Origin of the sequence: Hyphococcus sp., assembly GCF_041986965.1 — a bacterium.
Classification (GTDB): Bacteria; Pseudomonadota; Alphaproteobacteria; order Caulobacterales; family Parvularculaceae; genus Hyphococcus.
The window spans coordinates 564,199-576,189 of sequence record NZ_JBHIXB010000003.1; the positions used below are offsets into that span (position 1 = coordinate 564,199).

The 11,991-nt window shown below is 57.6% G+C and carries 9 protein-coding genes; 8 read left to right on the top strand and 1 reads right to left on the bottom strand.

From position 1 onward, the window contains the following. Positions 1 to 73: 73 nt before the first annotated feature. Positions 74 to 370, bottom strand: a complete 297-nt coding sequence (locus ACFC5L_RS16400) for an ArsR/SmtB family transcription factor (RefSeq protein ID WP_375203300.1) — start codon at positions 368 to 370, stop codon at positions 74 to 76. 110 nt (positions 371 to 480) lie between these two features. Between ACFC5L_RS16400 and ACFC5L_RS16405 the strand changes: the two genes are divergently transcribed. From ACFC5L_RS16405 to ACFC5L_RS16440, 8 genes are all read left to right on the top strand, one after another. Further along, entirely contained in the window at positions 481 to 684 is a 204-nt protein-coding gene (locus ACFC5L_RS16405; protein ID WP_375203299.1) for a YgaP family membrane protein, read from the top strand. A gap of 112 nt (positions 685 to 796) precedes the next feature. Continuing rightward, entirely contained in the window at positions 797 to 3,379 is a 2,583-nt protein-coding gene (locus tag ACFC5L_RS16410; protein ID WP_375203298.1) for an efflux RND transporter permease subunit, read from the top strand. Continuing rightward, complete coding sequence (locus ACFC5L_RS16415) at positions 3,376 to 4,167, top strand: outer membrane lipoprotein-sorting protein (RefSeq protein WP_375203297.1); 792 nt, start codon at positions 3,376 to 3,378, stop codon at positions 4,165 to 4,167. The genes ACFC5L_RS16410 and ACFC5L_RS16415 overlap by 4 nt, the downstream gene beginning before the upstream one ends. 20 nt (positions 4,168 to 4,187) lie before the next feature. Further along, on the top strand, positions 4,188 to 5,684 hold the full coding sequence (locus ACFC5L_RS16420) for a hypothetical protein (RefSeq protein ID WP_375203296.1): 1,497 nt from the start codon (positions 4,188 to 4,190) through the stop codon (positions 5,682 to 5,684). Positions 5,685 to 5,724: 40 nt separating this feature from the next. Next, the gene (locus ACFC5L_RS16425) at positions 5,725 to 6,999 is read left to right on the top strand and encodes an NAD(P)/FAD-dependent oxidoreductase (protein WP_375203295.1); all 1,275 of its coding nucleotides are present in this window, start codon (positions 5,725 to 5,727) and stop codon (positions 6,997 to 6,999) included. Positions 7,000 to 7,226: 227 nt separating this feature from the next. Further along, complete coding sequence (locus tag ACFC5L_RS16430) at positions 7,227 to 8,540, top strand: efflux RND transporter periplasmic adaptor subunit (protein WP_375203294.1); 1,314 nt, start codon at positions 7,227 to 7,229, stop codon at positions 8,538 to 8,540. Positions 8,541 to 8,558: 18 nt separating this feature from the next. Beyond that, on the top strand, positions 8,559 to 10,496 hold the full coding sequence (locus ACFC5L_RS16435; RefSeq protein ID WP_375203293.1) for a MacB family efflux pump subunit: 1,938 nt from the start codon (positions 8,559 to 8,561) through the stop codon (positions 10,494 to 10,496). A 5-nt stretch (positions 10,497 to 10,501) separates the two neighbouring features. Beyond that, positions 10,502 to 11,848, top strand: coding sequence for an efflux transporter outer membrane subunit (locus tag ACFC5L_RS16440; RefSeq protein ID WP_375203292.1), 1,347 nt, complete (start codon positions 10,502 to 10,504; stop codon positions 11,846 to 11,848). The last annotated feature ends 143 nt before the right edge of the window (positions 11,849 to 11,991 follow it).

Here is an 11,991-nt window from a genome sequence, read left to right on the forward strand (position 1 = left end):
TGGTTATAGGTTACAATAATTCGGCGCTACATTTTATTGAGAAGATAATGTCCGCTGCTGGAAAATCAGAAGACTATGAACAATAGGCGTCATAGAGAATTCTGATCACCGCACCCGCAGCCTCATTTGCGATGCTGTAGTAAATCGTCTGCGCCTCCCGTCTTGTGTTGACGAGCCCTTCCTGACGGAGACGGGCGAGGTGTTGGGATACTGTCGCCTGACGCAAGCCAAGCTCTTCGGTTAATTCACTCACCGACCGCTCCCCATCCGCCATCAGGCATAACAGCATCAGCCGGTGCGGGGACGCCATAGCCTTCAGGAGATCGGCCGCCTCGCCGGCGTTTTCTTCCATTTCTGCGAATTTCGCCATTTTTAACTCTTTACATTCGTATATTCGAATATATATATTAGCCAGAGCCGCGGATCAAGTCCAGCCGCTCCAGGCAACAGGCCATCACCCCGAAGAAGGGAGATTCCACCGTGAATATCGACCGCACCGTCTTTGCATTCGCCGGATTTGTGACGCTTTTGGGTCTGGTCCTTGGGCTCTTCGTCCATCCCTATTGGTTCGCGCTCAATGCGTTTGTCGGCCTTAATATGTTCCAGGCCGCATTTACCGGTTTTTGCCCGCTGGCAATGATTCTGAAGCGGCTGGGCCTTCAGCCGGGCGCAGCCTTCGCCTGATCCACGTTCAAGCGTTCACAACAAAACCAAAAACATTGCGGGAGCACACAATATGAATCCCTTGCCGTTGAGCGCTTCAAACAAGCCGGGGCTGTACCTTTGGGGTTCAGCCTTGTTCAGCCTGATCCTGATACTGCTGGTCGCGGCCCCGACCTTTGCGCCGCAAAGCTTTTCTTTCCTGGAGCCGCTGAAGGTCGACACCGATCCGGAGAACATGCTCTCCGAGAACGAACCAGTTCGCGTCTTTCACAACCGGATGAAACAGGAATTCACGCTTTATGACCTTGTTGTTGTCGGCGTCGTCAATGAGCGCGATCAAAACGGCGTTTTCAACACCGATACGCTTGGCGACGTTTACGCCCTGACAAAATTTGCGGAAACAATTCGCTGGACCGAGGGTGTCGGGGATCATGCGATGCGTAGAGGCGTTATCGCCGTCGACCTTATCGCCCCTTCAACGGTCGATTCCATCGAGCAGGCCGGGCTTGGCTCAGTGAGTTTTGACTGGTTGATGCCCGAGCCGCCGCAAACACAGGAACAGGCGCTCGCCGTGCGCGACCGCGCGCAGCGTATTCCGACCCTCCATGACACGCTTGTTTCCGGCGATGGCAAGGCGCTGGCGATCTATATTCCAATCACATCAAAAGATGTGAGTTTCCGCGTCGCGAACCAGCTCCGAGAAAAAATTGCGACTTTCGATGGCGACGCCGTATTTCACATCACCGGCCTGCCCATCGCACAGGATCAGTTCGGCGTTGAAATGTTCAAACAGATGGCGATTTCAGCGCCGCTCGCCATGGCGCTGATCTTCGCGCTGATGTGGTTTTTCTTCCGTCGTCTCAACCTGATCATTTCCCCCATGATTGTCGCCATGGTCTCCGTGATCGGCGCCATGGGACTTCTCGTTGTCACCGGCAACACCGTTCACATCATGAGTTCCATGATTCCGATTTTCGTGATGCCGATCGCCGTGCTTGACGCCGTTCATATCCTCTCCGATTTTTATGATCGTTATCCGGCGATCAAGGACCGCCGTAAAACGCTGGAGCATGTCATGAAAGAGTTGTGGCAGCCCATGCTGTTTACGACGCTCACGACCTGCACCGGCTTCGCTTCGCTTGCTTTCACACCCATCCCGCCGGTTCAGGTGTTTGGCGTGTTTGTCGCCATTGGCGTCTTCTTCGCCTGGTTCTTCACGGTTACGCTGGTTCCCGCCTACATTATGGTGATGCCGGAAAAGGCTTTCACCGGTTTTGGCATGGGCGCCGGCGGAGAAGACTCCGACCATGAGGCAACGCCGCTCGCCAGGTTCCTGCATGGCGTTGGTGATTTCGCCGTTGGCCAAGCAAAACTGATCGTCGCCGGTTTCCTGATTGCGCTCGCCATCGCCGCTTATGGCGTCACGCAAATCCGCATCAATGATAACCCGGTCAAATGGTTCCATGCGGATCATGAAATCCGGGTGGCCGACCGCGCCCTTAATGAGCGCTTCGGCGGCACTTACATGGCGTATCTCACCCTATCGGCCGAAGACGGCGACGCACTCGCGGACGTCGCTGACGATGCGCAAAAGCGCTTGGCCGCGCTCGGCACGCCGCAGGCGCAGGAACTGGCAAACCAAGCGCAAGCGCTGCGCGGATCAGCCGAAAGCGTGGATGCATTCCTCGCCGCCCTGCGCGGCAAAGGCGAAGCCGCCCGCGATGCAACGGAAGACGACGATGAATGGTACGCCTGGGACGATGCAGTTCTCGCCGTCGACGCCGCATCGCAAGCCGGCGAAGTCTTCAAACAGCCTGACATGCTCGCCTATATGGAAAAACTTCAGGCGCATCTCGCCTCGACCGGGCTGGTGGGCAAGTCGAACGCCGTGACCGACATTGTGAAAACGGTTCACCGCGACCTGTTTCTTGGTGAAGAAGAAGCTTACCGCATTCCCGATACGCCGGAAGCCGTCGCTCAAACGCTGATCACCTATCAGAACAGCCACCGGCCCCAGGACCTCTTCAAACTCGTGACGCCCGACTTCAAGAAAGCGGTCCTGTGGCTGCAATTGAAGAGCGGCGATAATGTCGACATGAGCGCGGTGATCAAATCCGTGGATGATTTCATCGCCCAGAACCCGCCGCCCATGACGGTAAGCCATGACTGGTTCGGCCTCACCTATATCAATGTGGCGTGGCAGCAGAAAATGGTGTCGGGCATGGCGAAAGCGTTTCTCGGCAGCTTCATCATGGTGCTGATCCTGATGACGGTCCTCTTCCGCTCTTTCGCTTGGGGCCTTCTTTCCATGGCGCCGCTGACGGTGACCATCGGCGTCATCTATGGCGTGATCGGCCTTATCGGTAAAGACTACGACATGCCGGTGGCTGTCTTGTCTTCGCTCAGTCTTGGTCTCGCCATTGACTACGCCATCCATTTCAACGCTCGCGCGCGTCAACTCTATCAAGGCATTGGCGACTGGGTTCAGACAGCGAAACAGGCCTTCGGCGAACCGGCGCGCGCAATCTTCCGTAATGTGATCGTGATCGGCGTCGGCTTCCTGCCGCTGCTGTTAGCGCCTCTGGTTCCTTATCAGACGGTTGGCGTCTTTATCTCGGCGATCCTGTTCCTCGCCGGCGTCGCCACCCTCTTGGGGCTGCCCGCGCTCATCACCATATTCAAGAAAGTACTGTTCCCGGAAAGGAGAGCATCATGATTTTCAAAAAACTCATCGCGACTGCCGCGATCGCCACCCTGTCAATCTCGACGGCTTTTGCGCAGGACGTTCAGGAGATCGTCAACAAAGCGAGCGCCGCCGCTTATTATCAGGGCGAAGACGGTCGCGCCAAAGTGCACATGTCCATCAAGGACTCCCAGGGGCGCGAGCGCACCCGCGATTTCGTCATCCTGCGCAAGGATATCGACAATGTCGATAATGGCGAGCAGCGTTTCTATGTGTTCTTTGAACGCCCCGCGGACGTGAACAAAACGTCTTTCCTCGTCTGGAAACACGCGGCCGCCGATGATGACCGCTGGCTTTATCTGCCCGCTCTTGACCTCGTCAAACGCATCGCGCCTTCAGACGAACGCACAAGTTTTGTGGGCTCGCATTTTTTCTATGAAGACGTGTCAGGCCGCGGTCCCGAAGAAGACAATCATGTTCTGGAAGAAGAAACGGATGACTATTACGTGATTCGCTCCACACCGAAGGACGCCTCTGGCGTTGAATTCGCCAGCTACAAGAACTGGGTCCACAAGGCGACCTTTATTCCGGTGAAGACGGAGTATTACGACGAAAACGGCGAAGCTTATCGCACCTATACAGCGCTCGGCGTTGAAACCATCGACGACAAGCCCACCGTCGTGAAGTCATCCATGGCGGACACGCGCATCGGCGGCGCGACGGAAATGCATTATTCCGAAGTCGCTTATGACACCGGCCTCCCGGAGGATATCTTCTCCGAACGCTATCTGCGCAATCCGCCGCGGCGCGAACTGCGCTAAGAGAAGGAAGGCGGCGCGCAATGAAACTGAAAGCGATCCTGACTGCCGCATTGCTGGGCGCAACGCCTGCAATCGCGCAGGATGCGCCGCCGCTTCCGGCCGGCCTTTCGGGCGGTGACGCTCAAGAGAACGCCAGCAAAAAAGAAACCTCCCCCGAAGCGCCGGCGTTGCCAGCCGGTTTAGGCGATGACGCGACGCCGGCGCTTCCCTCCGGTCTCGGCGAGCCGAAAGGCCCCGCCTTGCCGCCGGGCCTTGCCGAAAATAATGATGAAACTGAGGAAACAACGCTTTCCGGGTCTGACGAGCCTTTTACTGCGCCCTTCGGCCTCACCGGCTTTGTCGAGGCGCGCGCAGGCATGCGCATCGTCAGTGATCCCACGCAAAAGACGCTATCGATTGGCGAAGTGCGCGCGCAACTCGGGCGCGACATAGAAACCCGTCACGCCACGTTCCGCCTGGTCGGTGATTTTTTCTATGACCAAGTGGAAGATGTCAGCGACGTCAATCTCGAAACAGGCCGCGGTTTTTTCGATTTGCGCGAGGCGAATGTTCTCGTGCGCCCGCTTGATTTCCTAGACATCAAGGCGGGCCGTCAGATCCTGACCTGGGGCGTTGGCGACCTCGTCTTCATCAACGATTTGTTCCCGAAAGATTTTCGGTCTTTCTTTATCGGAAGGGACGATGAATATCTGAAAGCGCCTTCTGATGCGATCCGCATCTCTGCTTTCAACGACATCGCCAATCTTGAATTCGTATACACGCCGCGTTTCGACGCAGACCGGTTTATCACTGGCGACCGGATTTCCTATTACAATCCCGTTCTCGGCCGCATCGCAGGGCGCGACGCCGTCATTGTCCCCGAGGCACGGGACACCTGGTTTTCCGAGGACGAGTTCGCCGCTCGCGCCTATCGCAATATCGCCGGGTTCGAGGCGGCGCTCTACGGCTACGCTGGGTACTGGAAAACACCGGAAGGTCAGACCCTCACAGGACGACCGTTTCATCCCCGTCTCGCCGTGGTCGGCGGCAGTCTGCGCGGCCCGGTGCAAGGCGGCATCCTGACCGCCGAAGCCGGTCACTATTTCAGCCGTGACGACCTTTCCGGCGCAGACCCTTTCATTCGCAACAGCGAAACCCGTTTTCTGGTTGGGTATGAGCGGGAAATCGCCAGCGAACTTACGGCCTCCGTTCAGTATGTCGGAGAAGTTCTTTCCGACTACGCCGCGCTCATCAGCTCTCTCCCCCCCGGAGCGTCGGCGCCTAACCGGATGCGCCATGTCGTGACGCTGCGATTGACCAAGCTCATGCTCAACCAGAATCTCACTCTTTCAGGCTTCAACTTCTGGAGCCCGAACGAAAAGGACGGATATTTCCGCTTCCGCGCCTCATACAAACTCAACGATGCATGGCTCACCGAGGTCGGCGGCAATATTTTTTACGGCGCTGATAACGACACGTTTTTCGGACAGCTTCAGGACAACACCAATCTATTTGTCGGCGTGAGACGAAATTTTTAAGCGCGCAGCGTAACTGACGCGGTATTCTAGGAGGAAAATCATGGCTCATATCGTAGTGCTGGGAGGCGGCCTTGGCGGCGTCGTGATGGCGTATGAAGTGCGCGCAACCGCTCGTAAGGAAGATAAGGTCACGGTCATTTCCGACAAGCCGACCTTCGACTTTACGCCGTCAAACCCATGGGTTGCTGTCGGCTGGCGCACGCCAGACCAGATCAGTGTCGAGCTTGAAAAGCCGCTGGCGAAAAAGGACATCGATTTCATTCCGGTCGCCGCGACGAAATTGCGCCCGGAGGCAAGCGCCATTGAACTGGCCGATGGACGCACCATCAACTACGACTATTTAGTCATTGCAACCGGCCCCGAACTCGCCTTCGACGAGATCGAAGGCCTCGGACCTCATGGCGGCCATACGCAATCAATCTGCACAACACCACATGCAAAAACGGCGCATGTCGCTTTTGAAGAGTTCGTTAAGAACCCGGGACCGATTGTTGTCGGCGCCGTTCAGGGCGCCTCCTGCTTCGGCCCCGCTTATGAATTCGCCTTCATTCTCGACGCGGAACTTCGCAAACGGAAAATCCGCGACAAGGTGCCCATGACTTTTGTCACCTCCGAGCCTTATATCGGCCATCTGGGCCTCGACGGCGTCGGCGACACAAAGACCCTGCTTGAGTCGCAGCTGCGCGATCACCACATCAAATGGATCACCAATGCGAAAATCAAGAATGTCGGCGCCGACAAGATCCAGGTCGAAGAACTCGACGAAAATGGAAGCCTGAAAAAAGAACATGAGGTCGCCGCCTCTTACTCAATGCTCCTGCCGGCATTTCGCGGCATTCCGGCCGTTCGCGACATTGACGGGCTCGTCAATCCGCGTGGATTCATCATCGTCGACAAGAACCAGCGCAACCCGACCTACAAGAACATCTTCTCGGTAGGCGTCTGCGTCGCTATCCCGCCAATCGGACCGACGCCGGTTCCCGTCGGTGTGCCGAAAACCGGTTTCATGATCGAATCCATGACGGCTGCGACGGCGGAAAATATCGGCGAAATTCTGCGCGGCGAGGAGCCCACCTATGAGGCGACCTGGAACGCCATGTGCCTCGCTGATTTCGGTGATGGCGGTGTCGCCTTCGTCGCGATGCCGCAAATTCCGCCGCGCAATGTCAATTGGGCGTCGAGCGGGAAATGGGTCCATCTCGCCAAGGTCGCTTTCGAAAAATATTTCATCGGAAAAGTCAAAAGCGGCAAGACCGAACCCTACTACGAAAAGGCCGCCTTGAAGCTTCTCGGACTTGAAAAGCTCAAGAGCTAAACGCCGTTTGCACTAAATCCGCGCCTTAAAGCCGATAGATTTTCCTTCTCCCGGCCTGCGCTTCATTCAGCGCCAAGCTTTTCAAACAGGCTCTGCCCGCGTTTGAACACAAAATGACCCGCATATGGCCGCCATTCGGGACAACGGATTCCCGCACCTGAGACGTTTATCTATGGAATTCGTCGGCGCGCCTTCGCGCGCAAACCGCGACCACCCGGGGTATGTGCATGAAAAAGCTTGGAATTTGGAAATTTGGCCCGGCGTCGCTTGGAGTCATGGCGCTGATCGTCGCAAGCGGCGTTTATTTCGCGGCCGCCAACCGCACCAAAGCGCCGGAGTACCAAACCGCCGAGGTCATGCGCGGCGATATTGAAATCGCCATATCCGCCGCCGGCAAGCTCCAGCCTAAAAATTATGTGGATGTCGGCGCGCAGGTCTCCGGCCAGCTGGAGGAAGTCTTTTTCGAAGTCGGCGACAAAGTCGAAAAAGGCGATCTTCTTGCCCGCATCGACGAAACACTGGCGGCCGCGGATGTGGAAGCCGATCGCGCGCAGATGAAAGAATCCAAAGCTTCTTACGCCCAGCAGGAAGCAACATTGGAACTCGCTGTGGCGGAGGCCAAACGCGCCGACACGCTATACAAAGCTGATGCGATTTCACAGGCGGAATATCAGGCCGCTATCGCAGCGCGCAAAGTCGCGAATGCGCGGTTGACGCAGCTTGAAGCGCAGATCGAACGCCAGAACTCTACGCTCGAAGCCGATCTCGCTACGCTTGAATTCACCAAAATCTACGCCCCCATGTCCGGCACAGTCGTCTCACAGGCCGCCCTTGTGGGCCAGACGCTGAATGCGAACCAGACGACGCCGACTATTCTCCAGATCGCCGACCTGTCCGTCATGACGGTTGAGGCTGAAGTTTCAGAAGCGGATGTTCTGCGTATACAAAAGCAACAGGACGCCTATTTCACGACGCTCGGCGGCGGCGGCGAAAGATGGACGACGACGGTGCGTCAGGTTTTGCCGGAGCCGGAAGTGCTCAACGATGTCGTCTTATACAAAGCGCTGCTGGATGTCGAAAATGACGATGAACGCCTGAAAACGGAAATGACGGCGCAAGTTTTTTTCATCACGGGCGCCGCTGAAGATGCGATCCTCGTTCCTGTGGCCGCGCTGCGCAATATCCGGGAGCGTCCTGCAGGTTCCGAAAGGCGAAAAACGAATGACAGGCCGAGCCTCATGGCGGCGCAGGCGCGTGACCTTCAAAACGGGGACAATCCCGAAAAAACCGCCCGCACCGGGATGCGCGAAATCATCGCCGCCAATCCCGATGCGGAGCGCAAAATGGTGCTCGTCATGGAAAACGGCGCCCCTCGCCCAACGCCGGTCCTGATCGGCCTTCAAAACCGCACGCAAGCGGAAGTGCTGTACGGTCTTGAGCCGGGCGATATTGTCGTGACAGGCAGCGCCGCCATCACGCCGCCAAAACGTGACAATAATAATCGTGAGAACAGGCCGCGCGGCTTCCGCAGGCTAGGCTAAACGCAAAGGCGACACGCCATGAAGCCCCTCATTGAATTGACGGACGTTTGCCGGGTTTTCGGAGAAGGCGAAGCGCAAGTGCGCGCCCTTGACGGTGTCAGCCTGACCATCGAGGCGGGTGAATTTGTAGCGATTATCGGCCAGTCCGGCTCCGGCAAATCCACCCTGATGAATATACTTGGCTGCCTCGACAGGCCGACCGGTGGAACCTATCGGGTGCGCGGCCAGAATATCGCGTCGTTAGAGCCAGACGATCTCGCCGCGCTCCGCCGTGACACGTTTGGCTTTGTCTTCCAGCGTTACAATTTGCTGACAAACGCGACGGCTCTGGAAAATGTCGAAATGCCGGCGATCTATGCCGGCGGAAAGCGCGAAGAGCGTCAGGCCCGCGCCCAGGAATTGCTCGATAAACTTGGCATCGGCGATCGCGCCCTACACCAGCCGAATGAAATGTCCGGGGGACAGCAACAGCGCGTCGCCGTCGCACGTGCGCTGATGAACGACGCCGAAGTCATTCTTGCTGATGAACCGACGGGCGCGCTCGATTCGAACTCAAGCGCTGAACTTTTGTCCCTTCTCGAAGAACTGCATGCTTCGGGACGAACCATTCTCCTCATTACACACGATCCCAACGTCGCCGCCCGCGCCCATCGCATCGTCGAGCTGACCGATGGAAAGATTGTTTCAGACACCGGCGCCGTCGAGACGGCGAATGGCGCGACGGCGTTTGAAAAAACCGTCAACGCCCCGTCTTTTCTTTTACAGGCGAGCGAAGCCGTAAAAATGGCGTTTCGCTCGCTCCATGCCAACCTTTTCCGCACGTCATTGACCTTGCTTGGTGTGGTCATTGGCGTCGCGGCAGTGGTCGCCATGCTTGCTATCGGCGAGGGCAGCCAGAAACAGGTTGTCTCCAGCATCGAGACCATGGGCTCCAATCTCCTGTTCGTACGCCCCGGCGCACCCGGCACACGCATGCGTGGCTCAGCCATTGCAACCCTTACGATAGAAGACGCCGAACGCCTTAGCGAACTCGACAACATCATCGCCGCAGTGCCGAGCAGATCGAGCAACGAAACCCTTCGCGTCGGAGAAAACGATTACCGAACAAATGTGGAAGGCGCTTCCGCAGCCTGGCCGGAAGCGCGCAACTGGCAAATCGCCTATGGAACGTTTTTTTCCGACGAAGACCAGTCTCGCCGCGCTTCGGTTGTCGTCATCGGCTATACTGTGGCCGAGAATCTGTTTGGCGATGATATCTCGGCTGCGGTCGGCCAGTACATATTTATTGGGGGCGCTCCTTTTGAAGTCGCAGGCGTTTTGACGCCGCGCGGCGCCACGGCATGGGGGCAGGATATGGATGATGTGGCGCTCGTCCCTATCACCACGGGCATGATGCGTCTTTTCGGACAGAATTATCTTTCCTCCATCACAATCGCTGTTCAGGACACACGCAAGATGGATGAAACGGAAGCGGCGGCGCAGACATTATTGCTCGCGCGGCACGGCATCGAAGACTTCCAACTGCGCAATACGGCCTCTCTGCTCGAGTCGATTGAAGAGACTCAACAGGCTTTCTCGGTCCTGCTCGGGTCGGTCGCGGCAATCTCGCTTGTTGTCGGCGGCATTGGCGTCATGAACATCATGCTTGTCAGCGTTACGGAGCGCACACGCGAAATCGGCGTGCGCATGGCGACCGGCGCGCGCCGTTCTGACATTATGATGCAGTTCAATACCGAAGCGCTGGTGGTCGGCGCACTGGGAGGGATGATCGGCGTCCTAATCGGTCTTGGCGTATCGCTTGGCCTCGGCGCAACAGGCGTTACGTCGATTTCTATTTCCCCGACGCCCGCGATTCTTGCCTTCAGCTCCGCCCTCGCCATCGGCCTTCTGTTCGGGTTCATGCCGGCGCGGCAAGCCTCCCGCCTCGATCCTGTCGTCGCCCTCGCCTCGGAGTAAAGCAGATGAAGAACCTGCTCCTTTCCACCGCCGCCCTGTCTCTTGCCGCCTGCGCCACCGCCTCGCCGCCGGTCAGCGAACTCACGGCAATGCCCGAAGCCTACGACTATGCGGACAAGCTTGCCGAGGCGGAGAAGATCGATGTCTTATGGTGGAAAACGTTTGACGATCCAGCGCTCAACGCGCTGATCGATGAAGCCCTCACCGCCAATCAGGATATCGCCGCCGGGCTCGCCGCCCTGCGCTCAGCGCGCGCTTCGGTGCGCATCGCCAATGCGTCGCTATTTCCGCAGCTCAGCGCTGGCGCATCGGCGTCGTCAAACACCGAAGGCGAAGGGCTTGACGACATCTCCGCTTCCGCACGTGGCTCCGCTTCTTATCAACTCGACCTTTTTGGACAGAACGCAGCCAGTCGCCGCGCAACGCGCGCCAGCTATGACGCCCAGGCTTTTGACCAGCGTGCGCTCGAACTCACCATCGCTTCGGATGTCGCTTTCACCTATTTTTCCGTCCTTGCAGCGCGCGAACGTCTTGAAGTCGCCCAGTCCAATCTCGAGATTTCCGAGCGCATCTTCAAGATCGTTGAAACGCGCTATGACGCCGGGGACGTTTCACGCTTCGATTTGACAAGTCAGGAAGCATCGCTCGCCAATGCGCGCGCGCGCGTGCCGCAAATCGAGCAGCAGCTTGTCAGTCTTGAAACCGCCCTCTCCGTTCTCCTCGGCCGCACACCCCAAGGCTATGACGCGCCCGAGGGCGATATTCTCGCCATGACGCCGCCGCCCATCAATCCCGGCATGCCGTCAGAGCTTCTTTTGCGCAGGCCCGACCTGTTGAGCGCCGAGGCGCAGTTGCGCGCCGCAGACGCCAATGTCGCCGCCGCCGAACGCGCTTTCTTTCCCTCAATTGACTTGAACGCTGGAGCCAATGCAGGTCTTACAGGCGGGACGAGCGTCATTGGATCGCTTGCGGCGTCGCTCGCCGCGCCAATCTTCACCGGCGGGCGACTTGAAGGCCAGCTTGATTCAGCAAAAGCGCGAGTCGAGCAACAGATCGCCAACTACCGGAAGTCAACACTGAACGCCTTGCGAGACGTCGATGTCAGTCTCAGCGCGCTCACCACCGCAGAGCAACGCGAAGAACAGCTTGTTGTCGCCCATGACGCCACGCAAACATCCTTATCGCTTGCAGAAATCCGGTATCGTTCCGGCGCCGATGACCTGACGAGCCTTCTCAACGCTCAATCATCCTATTTCAGCGCCTCGGATAGCCTTGTTCAGGGACGGCTTGACCGCCTGTCTGCGGCTATTGATCTCTATGCTGCAATCGGCGGCGGATGGAGCGGTCAATAGTTTCGGGCGAAGTCCTTGGTCTGCCTCCGGGAAAGTGGTCCGATGAATCTGTTAGTTTCGGCTTTGAAAGAGGAGCTGAGACATGGCGAAACGAGCCAAGCCGGAAGAAATTATTGCAAAGCTGCGTGAGGTTGAGGTCCGCC

What these genes read in the sequence shown, in the direction of transcription:
- ACFC5L_RS16430 (WP_375203294.1), top strand. Translation starts at nt 7,227, where the DNA reads ATGAAAAAGCTTGGAATTTGGAAATTTGGCCCGGCGTCGCTTGGAGTC.
- ACFC5L_RS16440 (WP_375203292.1), top strand. Translation starts at nt 10,502, where the DNA reads ATGAAGAACCTGCTCCTTTCCACCGCCGCCCTGTCTCTTGCCGCCTGC.
- ACFC5L_RS16420 (WP_375203296.1), top strand. Translation starts at nt 4,188, where the DNA reads ATGAAACTGAAAGCGATCCTGACTGCCGCATTGCTGGGCGCAACGCCT.
- ACFC5L_RS16415 (WP_375203297.1), top strand. Translation starts at nt 3,376, where the DNA reads ATGATTTTCAAAAAACTCATCGCGACTGCCGCGATCGCCACCCTGTCA.
- ACFC5L_RS16425 (WP_375203295.1), top strand. Translation starts at nt 5,725, where the DNA reads ATGGCTCATATCGTAGTGCTGGGAGGCGGCCTTGGCGGCGTCGTGATG.
- ACFC5L_RS16400 (WP_375203300.1), bottom strand. Translation starts at nt 370, where the DNA reads ATGGCGAAATTCGCAGAAATGGAAGAAAACGCCGGCGAGGCGGCCGAT.
- ACFC5L_RS16435 (WP_375203293.1), top strand. Translation starts at nt 8,559, where the DNA reads ATGAAGCCCCTCATTGAATTGACGGACGTTTGCCGGGTTTTCGGAGAA.